10 protein-coding genes and 1 pseudogene are annotated in these 17,234 nt (G+C 57.8%); 6 read left to right on the top strand and 5 right to left on the bottom strand.

The window, feature by feature from the left end; all coding sequences use genetic code 11:
- Positions 1 to 43 precede the first annotated feature (43 nt).
- Positions 44 to 2,560: an ATP-dependent helicase HrpB gene (hrpB, locus tag CMN55_RS15230; protein ID WP_293950831.1), complete on the top strand. Its 2,517-nt coding sequence runs from the start codon at positions 44 to 46 to the stop codon at positions 2,558 to 2,560.
- Between the two features lie 133 nt (positions 2,561 to 2,693).
- Here hrpB and cobA read toward each other — a convergent pair.
- Positions 2,694 to 3,458 (bottom strand): annotated as a pseudogene (gene cobA, locus CMN55_RS15225) (uroporphyrinogen-III C-methyltransferase); the annotation flags it as partial.
- Positions 3,459 to 3,569: 111 nt separating this feature from the next.
- On the opposite strand from cobA, the gene CMN55_RS15220 reads away from it, so the two are divergent.
- The 4 genes from CMN55_RS15220 (at position 3,570) to CMN55_RS15205 (ending at position 7,478) form a co-directional block, all read left to right on the top strand.
- On the top strand, positions 3,570 to 4,358 hold the full coding sequence (locus CMN55_RS15220; protein ID WP_293950828.1) for an ABC transporter ATP-binding protein: 789 nt from the start codon (positions 3,570 to 3,572) through the stop codon (positions 4,356 to 4,358).
- 923 nt (positions 4,359 to 5,281) lie between these two features.
- A complete protein-coding gene (locus CMN55_RS15215) occupies positions 5,282 to 5,845 on the top strand; it encodes a DUF924 family protein (protein WP_293950826.1) in 564 nt (187 codons plus the stop codon).
- 22 nt (positions 5,846 to 5,867) lie between these two features.
- Positions 5,868 to 6,632 carry an SDR family NAD(P)-dependent oxidoreductase gene (locus CMN55_RS15210; protein WP_293950824.1) on the top strand — a complete coding sequence of 255 codons (765 nt, stop codon included), beginning with the start codon at positions 5,868 to 5,870 and terminating at the stop codon, positions 6,630 to 6,632.
- Positions 6,633 to 6,650: 18 nt separating this feature from the next.
- Complete coding sequence (locus tag CMN55_RS15205; protein ID WP_293950822.1) at positions 6,651 to 7,478, top strand: trypsin-like serine peptidase; 828 nt, start codon at positions 6,651 to 6,653, stop codon at positions 7,476 to 7,478.
- A gap of 466 nt (positions 7,479 to 7,944) precedes the next feature.
- Here the strand turns inward: CMN55_RS15205 and CMN55_RS15200 are convergent, their stop codons facing one another.
- The 3 genes from CMN55_RS15200 to CMN55_RS15190 form a co-directional block, all read right to left on the bottom strand.
- Entirely contained in the window at positions 7,945 to 9,234 is a 1,290-nt protein-coding gene (locus CMN55_RS15200; protein ID WP_293950820.1) for an HD-GYP domain-containing protein, read from the bottom strand.
- A 760-nt stretch (positions 9,235 to 9,994) separates the two neighbouring features.
- Positions 9,995 to 12,046 carry an HlyD family type I secretion periplasmic adaptor subunit gene (locus CMN55_RS15195; protein ID WP_293950818.1) on the bottom strand — a complete coding sequence of 684 codons (2,052 nt, stop codon included), beginning with the start codon at positions 12,044 to 12,046 and terminating at the stop codon, positions 9,995 to 9,997.
- Positions 12,047 to 12,048: 2 nt separating this feature from the next.
- Entirely contained in the window at positions 12,049 to 14,415 is a 2,367-nt protein-coding gene (locus CMN55_RS15190; protein WP_293950816.1) for a type I secretion system permease/ATPase, read from the bottom strand.
- A 598-nt stretch (positions 14,416 to 15,013) separates the two neighbouring features.
- Between CMN55_RS15190 and CMN55_RS15185 the strand changes: the two genes are divergently transcribed.
- Positions 15,014 to 16,357: a TolC family outer membrane protein gene (locus CMN55_RS15185; protein WP_293950814.1), complete on the top strand. Its 1,344-nt coding sequence runs from the start codon at positions 15,014 to 15,016 to the stop codon at positions 16,355 to 16,357.
- 117 nt (positions 16,358 to 16,474) lie between these two features.
- Here CMN55_RS15185 and CMN55_RS15180 read toward each other — a convergent pair whose 3' ends face one another.
- Entirely contained in the window at positions 16,475 to 17,182 is a 708-nt protein-coding gene (locus CMN55_RS15180; protein WP_293950812.1) for a transglutaminase-like cysteine peptidase, read from the bottom strand.
- Positions 17,183 to 17,234: the final 52 nt, after the last annotated feature.

Below are 17,234 nucleotides of genomic sequence, written 5' to 3'. Positions count from 1 at the left end.
TGCCCTGTTGGCGTGGCGGCGACTTGCGGGCATATAAAGGCGCATGAAACCCGACTTTGCAAATACCGGCCTGCCCGTTGTGGACGCGTTGACGCCCTTGTCTTCGGCTTTTGGGGCGGCCAATACGGTAATACTGGAGGCGGCACCCGGCGCCGGAAAGACCACCCTTGTGCCGCTGTTCCTTCTGCAATCTGTTATCGCCGCGGATCAGAAGATCATCATGCTGGAGCCGCGCCGTCTCGCCGCCCGGGCGGCGGCGCACCGCATGGCCTCCCTCCTCGGGGAAACGGTGGGGGAAACGGTCGGCTATCGCGTCCGGCTTGAAAACAAGGTCGGGAAAAAGACGCGCATTGAAGTGGTGACCGAGGCAATCCTGACCCGCCGCCTGCAGTCGGATCCCGAACTTGCCGGGGTCGGTCTCGTCATCTTTGATGAATTTCATGAACGCAGCCTGCAAACCGATCTCGGCCTCGCCCTCACCCGGCAGGTGCAGGAGGTGTTCCGCGATGATCTGAAGCTGCTGATCATGTCCGCGACCATTGACACTGACCGTCTTTCCCGGCGGCTTGGGGACGCGCCGGTTATCCGCAGTAACGGGCGACAATATCCGGTTGAAACGCGCTTCCTGCCGCGCAAGCCCGCCAAACGGATTGAGGCCGTCACGGCGGAGACGGTGCAGCAGGCCCTTCGGGAGGAGGCGGGGGATATCCTTGTTTTTCTTCCCGGCGTCGGAGAAATCCAGAGGACGGTCAGCCTGTTGGAAGACACCGCACGGATACACAGCGTTCTATTGACGCCGCTCTATGGCAATCTTTCCCTGCGCGATCAGGAAAAAGCGATCCAGCCCGATGTGGAGGGACGGCGGAAAGTCGTCCTTGCGACCGATATTGCGGAGACCAGCCTGACCATTGAAGGGGTGCGCATTGTGGTTGATGCGGGTCTATCCCGCGCTCCCGTATTTGATCCCGGCAGCGGTATGAGCGCGCTGGTCACGCGCCGCGTCTCCCGCGCCTCCGCCGATCAGCGGCGCGGCCGGGCGGGCCGTCTTGGTCCGGGTGTTTGCTATCGCCTTTGGACAGCGGCGGAAGATCGCGGCCTGATTGACTTTACGCCGCCGGAAATCATGACGGCGGATCTTTGCGGCTTTGTATTGGAACTCGCCAACTGGGGCGCCGACGGGGCGGAAGAACTTTTCTGGATGGATGCGCCACCGCCGGGTCCGATTGCACAAGGGCGGGAGTTGTTACAGGCGCTCGGCGCGCTGGATAGGGACGGGCGTATCACGCCGCTCGGCCGGGAAATCCTGCGCCTGCCATTGCATCCCCGCCTTGCCGGCATGATGCTGAAGGCTCGGGCGCTGAAGGTGGTTCCGCTCGCCGCTGATATAGCCGCGTTGCTCTCTGAACGGGATATCCTGCGCCGGGATGCGGATTTTTCCAATGCCGATATCCGCGCCCGGCTGGAGATCCTCACGGCTGCGCGGACGCGAAAAGGCGGTGGGTTGGCGGCGCAGGTGCTGAAAGTCAGTGAGGATTTACTCCGGCGGATGTCAGAACCGGGCGCGACAGGGACAGGCACGGCAAGCGCGGGCCTGCTGCTCGCCTTTGCCTATCCCGACCGGATCGGGGAACTCCGGTCCGGCAGTCAGGTCCAATACCGGCTGTCCGGCGGGCGTGGGGCGCGGCTGAATGAGAATGACCGTCTGACGGGGGAGCCTTATCTTGTCGCGGCCGCGCTGGATGGCAAGGGGCGGGATGCACGCATCGATCTTGCGGCCCCGATTACCGCCGCGGAGATAGAGGAATTTTTCGCAGCGGATATCCGGGAGGAGCGCCGCGTTTATTGGGACGACAAAAAAGCGCGCGTCGTCGCGGTCACGGAGCGCAGACTGGGCGCGCTCATACTTGAAAGTCGGCGTCTCAAATCACCGCTGCCCGATGAAATTGCTCATGCCCTGCTGGGCGCGATCCGGGGCAAGGACCTTCGAAGCCTGCCGTGGGATGAGGAAAGCCGCGCCTTTGTCGAACGGGTGAAATTTGCGCGGCTGCATGATGCGGACGGCGGCTGGCCGGATTTCTCATTATCCGCACTGGAGGCGGGGCTGGAAGACTGGTTGCTGCCCTATCTGGCGGGGCTTTCCTCGCTTGCCGATATTCAAAAGCTCGATCTGCTCGAGATCCTGAAAGCAACGCTGGGGTATGACAAGCTCGCCCGCTTTGAAAAATTCGCCCCCCGCGCCATTTCGGTGCCGAGCGGATCAAACATCCGCCTTGATTATTCAACGCCGGAGGCGCCGGTTCTCGCTGTCCGTCTTCAGGAAATCTTTGGCCTTGAAGAGGTGCCGAAGCTGGCTGAAGGGCAGGTGACAGTTTCAGTTCATCTTCTCTCCCCGGCGCGGCGACCGGTGCAGATCACGCAGGATCTCGCGAGCTTTTGGCGAACCACTTATGCGGATGTCAAAAAGGATTTAAAGGGTCGATATCCGAAACATTACTGGCCCGATGATCCGATGCAGGCGGAACCGACGGCGCGCGTAAAGCCCCGTAAAAACAGCTCCTGAATTTTCCGCAAATGGCAAAATAATTGACCAGGTCAACAAACCTATTGACTGAGTCAACTATTATGGCGTTCTGGCCGGTTTCAGAAAGCCGCTATTCTTGATTTTTGCGAGACCCGGGCAGTGTCCGGGTGAACCAGTCGAGTTCGGGGCTGAGCGCAACCGTTTCCCCGACGACGATCAGCGCGGGCGGCTTGAGGCCGCTTTTTTCAACGTCGCCCGCAACCTGTTCCAAAGTGCTGGTGACCACCGCCTGATCCTTCAGCGTGGCGCGGAAGATGACGGCGACCGGCTCGTCTTTTGAGCGGCCGTATTCAATCAGCCGCTCGGCAATGGTGGCGATATGCTTCATGCCCATATAGATGACGATCACGGGGGAGCCTTTGGCGATATGCTCCCATTTCACGCTGGGAACCTCCCCGCTGGCATCATGGCCGGTCAGGAAGGTGACGGCGGAGTTGGTTTCCCGGTGGGTAAGGGGAATGCCCGCATAGGCAAGCCCGCCGACGCCGGAGGAAATCCCCGGTATGACCCGGAAGGGAATGCCGTGCGCGGCGAGGGTCAATGCCTCCTCCCCGCCGCGGCCAAAGATATAGGGATCGCCGCCTTTCAGCCGCAGGACTTTCTTCCCCTCCCGCGCGAGGGCGATGAGCCGTTCGGTAATGTCTTTCTGCTTGGCGGAGGGCTTGCCGCCGCGCTTGCCGGCATATTCCAGAATTGTGTCCGGTCCGGTCAGCGAGAGGATTTCCTGATCGACCAGCGCGTCATAGACCAGCACATCGGCCTGGCGGAGGGCGGCAACCGCATATANGGTGAGCAGACCGGCATCGCCGGGGCCNGCGCCAACCAGCCAGACGGAGCCCGGCTCGAACGCCGGAATTTTATTCAGTATTTCTTCCATGACCTCNTTTTATACCTCTTGCGCAAGGTCGCCTAGACATCTTCACATNGCGGGCGNCATATCTTGCAGAATGCAGTTTGTTTTTGCGTNCTTATCCTGTAGTTTCGNNCCATGGTGAAGTCTGCGGAAAATAAGATTGTCGTCCGGGATCTCTATAAGAGCTTTGACGGGGTNCCCGTCCTCAANGGGATCAATCTGGAGGTAAAGAGCGGAGAGATTCTCACGCTGATCGGCCCGTCCGGGTCCGGCAAGACNTTGACGCTCAAATGCATTCTCGGNCTTGTCAAGCCGGACAGCGGNTCCGTCCTCCTCGANGGGGAAGAGGTGACGGACCTGCCCGAGAAGGANCGCATGGATTTTTTCCGCAACTTNGGCATCCTGTTCCAGCGCTCNGGCCTGTTNGATNGCATGCGNGTGTGGGAGAATATCGGCTTTCGNCTGGCGCAGCAGCCCGGCATGACGAAGGCCAAGGTCAAGGCGCTGGCCATTGAGAAGCTNCGCTCTGTCGGGCTGTCGGCGGATGTGGCNGATCTNTATCCGGCGGANCTNTCNGGCGGCATGCAGAAGCGGGTCGGCTTTGCCCGTGCCATTGCCGGAAACCCGCCGATTTTATTTCTGGATGANCCGACGGCGGGCCTCGANCCGATTATGAGCAATGTCATCAANGACCAGATCTTCAACAANGTGCGGGANCTGGACAGTACGGTGATTGCCATCACNAGNAANNTGCTGACGGCGCGNATCATCTCNGATCGCATTGCGATGCTGCATGAAGGCCGTGTTGTCTGGACCGGCGATGTGCAGGAGGCTGTNCGNACGGATGACCCTTACGTGTCGCAGTTCTGGAACAAGCGCAAAGACGGCCCCATCAAGATGAGCGTTTCNACCATTTCCGCCTGAAAACGGCCGCTGGATCATCACGGATACNCTTCGCCGCGCGTCAGGGCAGTCATATGTGACATTCTGATGGCGGGTACCGATGACGGATGACGANACGGATGCTCTCGCATCCTCCAATCTTCTGAAGCCCCGGAGTNGNCTGCCNTGGAAAGCAGGCAAACGCCGCATTGGCGGCTGGCCTGTCTCCGCTTTCATTAACTGCCCNGCGGCNCGCGAACATCAGGAAANNNTTCTGCGCGAGGAANGGGCCGTGCGCGCGGCGCTGCGGGACAGCATCGAAGGGGAGCTGGCGAGCCTTCCNGCGGTGCAGGCGCGTTTCTGGTTCGGGGAGTACCGGTTNATTGAGAAGCGGCTATCCTTTCATCAACTGACNTTNTATGCCCCGGCCTTTNTATGCCTGGCNCGGTTGATGCCGCGCAAGATGGTGGTGTGCCGNCGCCTGGTGGTGCGCAAATATCTTGAGCAGGGCAANCTGCCGCAAAGCCGGTTTATNGCCCGTCTCTGTCGCCAGTTTGTNCGGTNGAGCGTCCTGATCCATCCCGATGAGCGGCTTTTCGCGGCGGCCGACCAGTTCATAGGCATGGCGCGGCGGTCCGCCGACCAGACCCGNGCNGGCAACCGGTTCCGTCTTGCGATGCTGCTGCGCACCCTGCATCTGATGAGTGATCAGGAAATCTGCGCCCGCTATCAGACCGAGGATGACTATCTNCGGGAGCTNTCCCTGCTGGGCGCGCTTGTCCGTTATTANCGTCTGACAGCCGAGGATGTGTTCCGGCTTTCGGCGGCGGANATCCGTTCCTTCTGGAAAAAGACNTGAATAACCGCTTCCCCGTCTTGTCAGGCCCGGCTGCCGCCTATAAGTTTCCCCANGAAGATAACGCAANGCCNGCATCCGGCGNCCCGAATNTGTAGAGGAGACTGTCATGGACCGCGTTCAGGAAATTCTCGACTTCTGGTTTCTGCCCGAAGACGANAAGGANTANGGCACGCCGCGCCGGGCATGGTTCGAAAAAAACNCNGNGTTTGATGCCGAAATCACNNCCCGNTTNCTGGATGATTTTGAAAAGGCGGAGGCAGGNGAGCGGCTTGACTGGGCCGAAACGGCGAAAGGCTCGCTCGCNCTCATCNTGCTGTTTGACCAGTTCACCCGCAATATGTTCCGTGATACGGCGCGGGCCTTTTCCGCCGATNGCAAGGCGCGGGAAATTGCACGGCATATGATTGAACGTGGTTTTTATGGGGAGTTGAACAAGTTCCAGAAACAGTTCGCGGCCCTGCCGTTTGAGCATAGCGAGGATCTGGAAGACCAGAAGCTGTCGGTGGAGCTTTTCAAGGCGCTTGGCGATGCGGAGTTGCTGGATTATGCCGAGAAGCACTATGTCATTATCGAACGCTTTGGTCGTTTTCCCCATCGCAACAAGCAGCTCGGCCGGGAAAGTACGCCGGAAGAAAAAGAGTTTCTGACACAGCCGAATTCCTCATTCTGAGATATTAATACGGAGCCAAACCATGCAGTCACTGAAAGATCAGGCCATTATCGTCACCGGGGCAAGCCGGGGCATTGGTGCGGCGGCGGCTCTGGCCCTTGCGGACAGCGGCGCGAAACTCTGCCTGAGTGCCCGCTCTGCCGCCTCCTGCAGCGGCGTGATGGAGGAAATCAAGAACAGAAGCGGTGAGGCCTTCGCCGCCAGCTGCGATGTGGCCGATTATGCCGCGGTGGAGCGGCTGGTCGCTGAAACGCTGGACCGGTATGGCCGCCTTGATGCCATCATCAACAATGCGGGGATTGTGGACCCCATCGGGGCCATTGCCACCAGCGACCCGGAAGACTGGGCACGCAATATTTCCGTCAATCTCCTGGGTGTCTATCATGGCACCCGCGCCGTCCTGCCGCGGTTTCTGGAACAGAAACAGGGTGTGATCGTCAACATCAGCTCCGGTGCCGCGCATAACCCGATGGAAGGATGGAGCGCCTATTGTTCCGGCAAGGCAGGCGTATTCATGCTGACCCGCGCAACCGCACTTGAGGCGGCGGACAAGGGCGTGCGCGTTTATGGCTTTGCACCGGGCGTCGTCGATACGGACATGCAGGGGTTGATCCGTGCCTCCGGCATTAACGAGGTCAGCAAACTGCCGCGTTCCTCACTCGCCCCCGCCGCGGATCCGGCAACCGTGATAGCCTGGCTGTGCAGCGAGGCGGCAAGTGATCTCGCCGGGCAGGAACTCACCATCCGGGATGAGGAACTGCGCCGCCGGGCGGGCCTCTCGGGCTAAAACGGCGGAAAGAAAGCCATGCGTCTTTTGCATTATTCCCCGAAGGCGCTGGCGATCATCATAGGTTTTCTGGCATTTGCTGTCCTGCTGCAGCCCTCAGCACTGCAAGCCGACATGTCAGTTTCGGGCAAGGCATTGCAGGCGCCGGGCATCAAGGGGGATGATAATCGGGTGCGGGTGAATGTCGCCGATTATCCCTGGCGGACGATTGGCCGCCTCAATCGCAACGGCAGCCATTGCACGGCGGTTCTCATTGGTCCGTCCACCATTTTGACGGCGGCGCATTGTTTCTGGGACAAGCGGCAGCGGAAATGGGCGGTGCCGAGTGCCTATCATTTCGTTCTCGGCTATGAGAAGGGGGCTTATCGCGCCCATTCGAAGATTGACAGCTATACGCTGGCGAGCGGCAAATCATTTCCGGATATGGACCCGGAAAGCCCGCGTGTGGAAGAGGACTGGGCCATTGCCAGATTGCGCGAACCACTCGGAGAAAAGCACGGATTTCTGAGTTTCAGCGGTATCACCCGCGAGGATGTCAGAGCCGGGCTCGCGACTGGGTTCACGGTTATACAGGCGGGTTACAGCCGGGATATTGCGCATATGCTGACGGCGGATGAAAACTGCCGCATCGACGCGATCCGGCGGGGACCTGTTGGGACAATGCTGCTGCATCAGTGCGATGCGACGGAGGGGGATTCCGGTTCTCCCCTGCTGCTGCGGGAGGGGGAGGCGTATCGTATCATGGGCCTGCATGTGGCGACAATCCTCCGCCAGGAGAACACATCCGAGGGGGTCGCCCTCTTCGCCGATGGCTTCCGGGATCGCATTCCCGCCCTGTCAAAGTGACGTAAACCATAAAATTTTATGAAAAAACAGCGAAATTTGTTGTATTCTACCTCATATGAGGGATGAGGGGCGCCTGTTTGCCGGATAGGNTAACGAAGAATTAACCAGTCCGTATCCTTNCCGTAACGGGTAAGTGGAGGTAAGCGTTGTCATGAGTAATGGCCAGCAAGATGATATTGGTCCAGACGTGGAAGANNTNGCCACGGNGGANGAGACGGTAAAAGCCGAGCTTGCCTTTCTTGATCTGGATAGCAACGGAACGGTCGATCTTGATGCCCTGTTTGACGCGCTGAATATNGCCGCGAGCGAGGGGAATGCCCCNATCGACTTTATNGAGGCCGGGGAGNGCGGCGGTGGGCGTTTGATCATCTCCGGCACGGATTTACAGATCGGNGGCGGNNCGGAGGATGTCTCCGGCGTTGCGGATATGCTCACCAAAAGCAATATNGTGTCCGACGAATCCTGATCAGCCCCGTTTCGCNTCNATTTCCGCCTTGAAGGCGGCCCCTTCCGNCGTTTCGAAAAATTTCANCAAGGCGTCNACAATCTGCGGATCGTATTTTTCGGGATTGTTGCGGAACACCCGCATGGCTTCGTCTACGCCGATGGCCTCGCGATAGGAACGGGGCGAGATTCGNGCAATNAGGATATCGGCCATCCCCAGAATGCGTGCCGGAATNTCAATTTCGTCNGCNCTGAGCCCCTTNGGATACCCACTGCCGTCCAGATGTTCATTGATCTGTGTGACNGCATCCACGATNTCCTTTTCGACTTCCGCATTGAGGAGGATTTTTTCGGCGGTCTGGACATGGCCCTGCATGATNCGCTGTTCTTTTTCGGTCAACCGCGTTTCCTTCTGGCGGATTTCGCGCGGAATTGAAATCTTNCCGATTTGCGANAGATGCGCGCCGGTGTCGATNATGCGGGCAACATCGGNAGANAGGCCGAGCTCATTGGAAATATNGCGNGCAAGNTGNGCCATACGGTTGGAATGATCNCGCAAGTAGGGATCGTTNGCCTCCAGCATCTGCGAAAGNACCGTGATGGTCTTGCGATCCATGGCCTCCTTGCGNCGNTGATGCTCGACATAATCGGTGATNTCGCTGGCGACCGTCACGATGCCGAGAAAAACACCTTCTTCATTCAGGAAGCGGGATTTGGCGATACGCAGCGTNCGNACCCCGTCCCGCGTGTCAATTTCAACGAAGGCGTTGACCGTCTGTTCGGTNGCAATNGCCTTGCGGTCNTGTTCNGCGAAGTCGCGGGCNGCNTTTTCNCCAAACAGGTCNCGGTCCGTNTTTCCGGGAATGGACCGGATCGGGCANTCNGCCAGNCGGGCGAGGGACGGGTTGGCATAAATGTAGCGNCCTTCGGGATCCGTCAGGCTGATCAANTCGTCAATTGTATTNTTNATGCTGCCGAGCAGGCGGCGCTGGACATTNATCTGGCCGGCAAACTCCCGGTACTGATGCGCGAGGGCGCGGACATTCTGTCCTTTCAGGAGAAGCCAAATCACGATCAGNATGGNAAAGATNATCACCAGGAAACTGGCGGCAAGGCCGATGATGAACAGCGCATAGGTCTTGACGGGAGCAAGCGCTTCGTCTGCNTCGATCTGCTGGAANACAGTCAATCCGGTTCCCNNCACNGTNGCGCCGGAGGCAAAAATCCGTTTGCCATCTTTGCNCGTCAGCTCCTGAAAGCCCGTATTGCCGGGTGTGAGGCTGTCATCCTCGATCAGGACGGTATAGGGCATGCGTGTCGCCATNANTTCNAANTATTTNCCGTCNCTTTCCTGAAAGAGGCGGGTCGTTTCNCTTTCATGGCCNAGGGAGTTCGGCTTCANAAGNCTGNCCAGNGCCNCGGACGCCGGGGANGTCAGAAGCAGAACNCCGNCTGTTTGNNGCNNNCCGTCGGCGGTATTTTGNGCCGCATGAATGGGCAAAAGATAATCAAAAACGAGTTCGGANGNCCCNGTCCGNAANGGCAGGAANGTAACGCCGGAACTTTCGGNNAGNNCNCGGGCCGCCTCNCGCTGNGNATCGGTCAGNGTCGGCGCCCCGCCTGAGGCAAGATAGGCGCGGCCGTCNCGGCCCAGCAGATAGGCGCCAATCAATCCTTCCTGACGGGCAAAGCTGGTGAAGGCGTTCTGCATATAGGGAAGCTGTTCNCCGAGNGCCTTTGGCAGCTTNCCGTCTTTTGCCAGGCTGATTTCCGTTGCAAAGAGGCGGAACAGGTCGTTTTTNGCAATTCTGTCCGTTGCGGCNATGCGGGAATNCAGCCAGGTTTCGATCACTTGCGCCTTGCCGGACGCGGAAATATCAAGNCGCTTCTGAACNTCCCGCGTNAGTTCCTGCTGGCGGGACTGAATGGCGTAATCACACAGNAAATAGGCGAGAATGNCCAGCACCAGAAAGCACAGNCCGACAAATTTCCANGGNGCCTTGCGGATCAGGCTGCTGTCNTCCGGCGATTGTCCGGTGAGAAANGAGTTNAGNTCGAGCTTCAGCGTNGCGTCAGTCATTTTTCTCGCTCCCCGAGGGCTCGCNGGCGATNAGNAAATCCTGCGGTATATGCGCCCATCGCGTCTTTTCATTGACCGAATAGAGAGGCAGGTAGTAATTGACCAGCCGCTCTTCCAGAATNGTGTCNTTCAGGCTGTCCAGAATATACTGNTTGCCGCGGTANTGGACGCTCAGCACCGCATGCGNNTTGTTGCGCAGCACATCATTCGCAATGACAATCCGCATGGCATCGGGATCAAACCCCAACTCTTTNAGGCTGACATATTTCATCACGGCAAAATCCCGCGATCCGCCGCCATGGGANAGAAACTGNAGNGGGGNNGNCCAGCGATTGCNGATGCCGCCGTCCTCTTCNGGCAGATGCTTCCAGTCATTGAGAAAGCGATTGATTTCCAGCATCTGGATGCGTTCTGCCGAACGNTGCAANTCGGCGATTTTCGTCCGCCACAGGGTCATCTGCTGNGTNTCGCATTTCTCGATATGCAGATCGCACTCCTTTGCCGCATCGGCAAGGGCGGGAAAGCTGGCCATNACATGTTGCCACATGGGNAGCGCNGACAGATCATCGGAGGAAATNTCCATCAGTCCGAACANNCCGTTTTCCGTNNTCTCCGCNCTGNCCGNCGCGACGATCAGCGGCCGCNGNNATNCNGANGCCGACAAGCAACGGAGCAAACAGTCGTNTGTTNCGATAGAAAGCCGTCTGNATGCGCATNATCTCTCTCTCAACGCCGTGTCCCGGGTTTTCAGGATCGGTTTCAGAATGTAGTCGAGCACTGTTTTCTGGCCGGTGAGNATGTCAACNGAGGCGACCATGCCGGGAATGATGGGNTAGCTGTTCTCGCCCCGTTGCAGGAAGTTCTGNTCGGTCCGGACAATAATCTGATAATAGCTCTCGCCGGTTTTNTCATCGAGAATGGTATCGGCGCTNATGCGTTCCAGCTTTGCGGGCAGNCCGCCNTANATGGAATAATCATAGGCCGTGATCTTGACGGTTGCNGCCTGTCCGGGNCNNAGAAATGCGATGTCNGANGGNCGNATATTCGCCTCCACCAGCAGCGTNTCGTCAATGGGAACGATTTCNANGATATCNTCNCCGGGTTTGACGACCCCGCCGATGGTNCGGACCTTGACAGCCTTGACTTCGCCGGTCACCGGGGAGCGGACATTGGTGCGTGTGACGCGGTCCTGAACNCCGAGAATGGCNTGCCGCGAGGCTTCATATTCTGCCCGCGCCGTGCTCAGCTCCTGTGCNGCCTGACTTTTGAAGCTGAGAATTTTTTCCTCGATCCGCTGATTGGCTTCTTTCAGCGCCCCTTCAACGCGGGGAAGGGAGAGTTCGGACACGGAAATCTGCCCTCTTAGCGTATTGATCTCACGGCGAAGTTTCAGTGCCTCTACCTTGGAGACAATCCCGCGCTGCGCCAGCGGTTCGGTGATCGCCCACTCTTCATTGGCGAGACTAAGGCTGGTACGGAGCTGTTTGAGCTGTCCGTTGATCTCGGCAATTTCCTGCTGCCGCTGCTGTGCCTGTTGCCGCAGGATGGCAATCTGAGACTGCAACTCCGCCTGGCGGGCGTTATAGAGATTCTGTTCACGTACGGAGATATCCTTCCGTTCCGCCAGCAATTCTGCGGGAAAGACCAGGGGTTCATCCTTAGCTTCGGCCTCAAGCCGGGCAATACGTCCCATCAGATTGAGATAATTTGACTCAATTTCTCCGGCGCGGGACGTATAGCCGGTCGCGTCAATCCGCAGCAGGATCTGCCCCTTCTCGACAATATCACCCTCATGCACCATCAATTCTTCGAGGATGCCGCCCTCCAGATTCTGGATGATCTGTACCTGGCTGGACGGGATCACCTTGCCATCGCCGCGCGTCACCTCATCGAGCACCGCATTGCTGGCCCAGAGATAGGCGACAACAAAGAAGGCGATAATCCCGAACAGCAGCAGGAAAGCACGTGGGTGCGGGCCTTGCAGTTTGGCCGCGACGACATCCGAGGCGAAATCTGAATCTTCCCATTTAAGCGGCGCGGACATGACTATTCCCCCCCGTCCCGAAGGGCCGGACGGCCGATTGAGGCGCTGACATTCCGGCTGCCGTTCCCTGTCTGACCAAGCTTCAGAATCTTGTCGCGCGGCCCGTCCGCGGCGATCTTGCCATTGCCGAGTACGATGATGCGGTCCACCAGCGAGAAAAGAGAGGTGCGGTGCGTCACTAGAATGACCGTCTTGTCGGCGATATGCTCCTCAAGTCGGGCGATCAGGCGGCGTTCTGAATTGAGGTCCATGGCGCTGGTTGGCTCGTCCAGCATCAGGATGGGCGGATTGGGCAGGAAGGCCCGCGCAAGGCCGATGGCCTGGCGCTGCCCGCCGGACATGGTGGCGCCTTTCTCCCCCACTTGAAGATCATATCCATGGGGATGTTTGCTGATGAAATCATGCACCCCGGACAGGCGGGCGGCGTTCAAGATCATTTCATCATCGGCCTGCGGGTGGCCGAGGGTGATGTTCTGCCGCACCGTCGCCTGAAAGAGGGTGATGTCCTGCATAACGCTACCGATGCTGCGGCGGATGTCGGACGGGTCAATCTGGCGGATGTCCGTCCCGTCGATCAGGACCGCGCCCTCATTGGGTTCATAAAGATTGATCAGCAGGCGGGAGATGGTTGTCTTGCCCGATCCGACGGGGCCGATGATGCCGACCTTTTCCCCCGCACTGATGCGGAAGGAAACATTATTGAGGGCGGGCAGATCGCTGCCGGGGTATTTGAAGGTGACATCCTTGAATTCGATATCCCCCTGAATATTGGGGCGGCTGAGCTGGCGTTTTTCGGCGCCGCGCTCCACCGGTAGGGACATGATGTTGTTCAGCCCTTTAAGCGCGACCATTGCCTGATTGAGACGGGTGAGTAACCCGGCAATCTGGCCAAGCGGGGCCATTGTCCGGCCGGTCAGGATCGTGCTGGCGATCAGGGCGCCGACAGTCATGGTGGAATTGGGTTCGCCCATCAGATGCACGCCATAGACGACGACGGCCACGGTCACAAGCTGCATGGCGGCGGCGGACAGATTGATGCCGAGCCCGGCGAAGAAACGGGCGGCAACGCTTGTCTCGGCCGTTTTGCCCACGAAGCGTTCCCATTCCTTCTGCATATGCCCTTCGATTCCCATGCTTTTGACAGTGTCGAGGGCGGAAATGGTTTCAATGATCACGCCGTGCTTCTGCGCCGCCTCTTCCGACGTTCTGGCAACCGCGCGCTGCATCGGCCATTGCAGCAGCAGACCGATGACAAGAACGACCGGCACGGCAATGGCCGGAATCATGAACAGCGGCCCACCGATCAGATAGATGATAAAGAGAAAGATGCCGAGGAAAGGAAGATCCACCAGCGCCGTCACCGTAACAGAGGTGAAGAAGTCCCGCAGGGTTTCAAACTCCCGGAGGTGATTGGCAAAAGCCCCGGCGGAGGCAGGGCGCGCCTTCACCTGAAGATTCAGCACCTGCTCGAATATCCGGCTGGAAAGCAGCACATCGGCGCGCTTGCCCGCATTGTCGACGAAATACGCCCGCAGGGTTTTCAGCAACAGATCAAAGCCGATCACGGTGATCACGCCAATGGCCAGAACCCACAGGGTTTCCATGGCGCGGTTCGGGACAACGCGGTCATAGACATTCATGATGAACAACGGGCTGGCGAGCGCAAAGCTGTTGATCAGGAAGGCCGCGATGATGACCTGAAGATAGGTCGGCCAGAACTGCCACATGGTCCCCCAGAACCAGGACCCCTTGCGGTCCATCAGCCGTTCGTCCTTCTCGACCCGGTATTTGAAGTTCGGGCGGGTCAGGATGGCATAGCCGGCGTAGAGCTCTTTCAGATTTTCAAGCGGTATCCGGTCTGTCCCTTCACCGGTTTCGGGAAAGACGACACTGGCATATCCATCCGCAACCGAGAGGAGAATGCAGGCGCGGCGTTCCTTGAGCAGAAGAACGCAAGGCAGCACCATGTCCGGAATGTCGGCAAGTTTTCGGTTCGAGATGCGGGCGCTTAAACCCACCCGTTCCGCTGCCCGGACGAAAAGCGCGGGCGTCAGCCGGTTATTTTCCAGCGGCAGGCCATAGATCAGAGCGTCCGGTGTGCGCGGATCATCAAACAGCTTGGTAAGAGCGGCGAGGCAGCCTAGCAGCGAATCCTGATCGGCGCGCGTCACTTCGGACAGATTTACGGTCCAGTCACCATGTTGTGTTGTAACGGGCAAGGTTGCCTTTGTCTGTTCGTCGGCCTTGAAGGCGGCGGCGACATGCGCCAACTCCTCCGCCGTCTGCGCCTTCTGGCGGTCATCGGCAGGCTGCGGTTCTTTTGCGGAATCCGTATTCGGCGCCTTTGTTCTGTGCGACGTTTCGCTCACCCCATTATCCCCGCGCTTTACAAGCCTTGGCCGTCACGTCGATTGTCCCGGATGGCAACTTCCGTGGCGTTCACGGCTTTTCTTTCCAAACATCATACCCCATTCAACGCTTATTTGGTGAAGAAGCGGTTAACATGTGGGCACCAGACGGGCCTAGTCCGTCTTTAATCAGTAATCCGGAACGGCGTAGCAAGCTTTGCGGAGATTACGCAAACATTTTTAATAACAAAGCGTTTCGCCATATATATAAGGATAATTGCGAGCTTTTGATCTGTTTTTCAACAAAAATTAACCGTTAACGGCGAATATTGGGAAAATCTTCGGGGGACTTGCAGAAGACCCTTCGCGGGATTACAGCGGAAACATTGATTATCTCCTGTTTCATTCGCGAGGGCTTTGTTGTATTTATGTTACAGTGGGGTCGCCGCCTTTGAAATATGTGAACATTCAGGGGATATTAGAGTTGATTACGGATGGTAAGAATGAGTAGATTGCCTGCTGATATATCTGTGCGGATCCGGCGGCTTGCAATTTCTGGCAGCTTTGAGTGGGGCGACGCGTTTGGACGGCTCGCATATGAAACCAATGGGAGAGGGGCATGAAGCTTGGCAGCGGTGCGGGAAAGAGTGTTGATATTCTTTCCGCAAGTATTCTGGCGGCTGTAGTCGGTAGTTTTCTCACGGTTGGAATCGCAAGATCCGAGACACTGGGTGAAGCTGTTCAGCAAACGGTTTCAACATATCCCGAAATTGGTGAGGCATCGGCCAACCGCCGGGCCATTGATCAGGAACTCAATCAGGCTGAAGGGTTGTATCTTCCAACCCTCGATCTGGACGCGGGTATCGGATATGAATGGACGGATACCGTTACCATCGACAATGAAGATTTGCGGCGGACCGAATCCAGCCTTATGCTGATCCAGACCCTGTATGATGGCGGCTTCCGCAGCGCGGAAGTTGATCGTCAGGGCAACCGGGTGGAAAGCGCCGCCTATCGGGTCAGAGAGCGGGCTGAAGCCATCGCGCTTGATGCCGTTCGGGCCTATCTCGATACGCTGCGTAGCCTGGAAATTGTTGAACTGGCGCGCGAGAATGTTGAAAAACACCGCCGTACTCTCGGGGAAATTCAGGAACGCGTCCGCGCCGGACAGAGCGGCATTGGCGATGATCAGCAGGCGCTCGCACGGGTTGCTGCGGCTGAAGATACGCTGGTGGAAACGCAACGGGCGCTGGATGACGCGGAAATCTCCTATCAGCGTGTTGTCGGAGCGCCCCCCGCAAATTTGCAGCAGCCGACCTTTAATGACAGCGTTATCCCCGCCCGGGTTGAAGATATTATCGCGCTGGCACTTCAGCATAACCCTGATATTCTTTTTGCCTCCTCCGACATCAAAACATCCGAAGCGGAAATCCGTGCCAGTCAGGCGGGTTATTACCCGACGGTCAATCTGGAAGTCAGTGCCTCGGCCGATAACAATATCGACGGGGTGAGAGGGCATAATGACGATATGCTGGCGATGCTGCGGTTGCGGTATAATCTTTATCGCGGCGGTATTGACGAAGGACGGGAAAAGGAAGCCATTGCCCGGAAATCCGAAACCGAACAGCGTAAGCGCCGTTTTGAACGGCTGGTAGAAGAGGAAGTGCGCAAAAGCTGGAGTGCGCTGGCCCGCTCGCAGGCACGCTCCACTGTGCTTGCCGCGGCAGTGGCCGCAAACCGTGAAGTTGCCGCGACGTACCGGGAGGAATTCTCCATCGGACAGCGGGATCTGCTGGATCTTCTCTATGCGGATAACGAACTTTTCAATTCGCAGACATCGCTGGTGACCGTGGATTATTCGGTTCGTTTCGCAAAATACCGTCTGCTTGCGACCATGGGCATGCTGAACAGCACCCTTGGCGTTACCCTGCCCGAGGAGGCGACGCTGCCTGAAAAAGGCTGATCGCGCCGCGACAAACGGAATAAATCGAAAGAGTGAAGGCCGTGCCTGGAGCGCGGCCTTTTCTTATGATCATATGGATTTTCGTCTCGGGTGGGAAAGCTCGGCCGGCTTTATGGCTCAGTTTTGCGCCGTTCCCGGCTTGTGACGCCACCAGCCCGTTTCATTGACGGAATAAATCGGCTTGTAGTGGCGGATGCGGCTTGCCTCGACCACCTGGCCGATCTGGTTATCGAGAACGAGCTGTTTGTTGTCAAAGGCGACGACAAGAACAGCATGGGCGACGCCAAGGTTCATATCCTGCAAAATGACGATTTTCATGTCATTTTCGGACCAGCCAAGTGCCCTGAGAGTAAAATATTTCACAATGGCGTAATCTTCGCAATCGCCGAAACGGGCAAAGAATTCCTTCGGAATCTCCCAGTAGTCCTTCACTCCCCAGTTGACCGGATCAGTGATATAGCGGAAGAGATTCATNTGCCGATTGACCNTTGCAAGCTGTTCGTCTTTTGGCAGAAGNCGCCATTCCTCGATNANCTCGNNCCATTTCTGATAGGCNCAGCGNTTATACTTGCCNGGGGTNCATTCNCCCGGTTCTTGCCTGTGGTTTTCAAGAACNCTNCGCCATTTGGGAAACGGCTTGAGGTCGGAATAGGGGGTTTCCTGATAGCCGAACAGGCTACGAGANGCGGCGNCTGCGGACGGGAGGTTCCATGNGCCAGCAAGGATCAGTCCTGCTGTCAGGGCCGTCAGGAATTTATGCTNTTTTGCAGATGCCACNGTNCACCCTCCGCCCGTCAGGCCGGGCGATTTTTCCANGGGTGACATTATGGCCAGGCAATGGTTAACAAAACCTTACCTGATCCGCCAATACCGTTGC

The organism is Sneathiella sp., assembly GCF_002694385.1.
In the GTDB taxonomy this organism is placed as follows: Bacteria; Pseudomonadota; Alphaproteobacteria; order Sneathiellales; family Sneathiellaceae; genus Sneathiella.
Note: the sequence above shows the minus strand (reverse complement) of the source record. Positions and strands in the feature narration are given on the sequence as shown.

Coding starts and splice junctions, on each gene's coding strand:
- hrpB (WP_293950831.1), top strand. CDS start 44: ATGAAACCCGACTTTGCAAATACCGGCCTGCCCGTTGTGGACGCGTTG.
- CMN55_RS15210 (WP_293950824.1), top strand. CDS start 5,868: ATGCAGTCACTGAAAGATCAGGCCATTATCGTCACCGGGGCAAGCCGG.
- CMN55_RS15205 (WP_293950822.1), top strand. CDS start 6,651: ATGCGTCTTTTGCATTATTCCCCGAAGGCGCTGGCGATCATCATAGGT.
- CMN55_RS15185 (WP_293950814.1), top strand. CDS start 15,014: ATGAAGCTTGGCAGCGGTGCGGGAAAGAGTGTTGATATTCTTTCCGCA.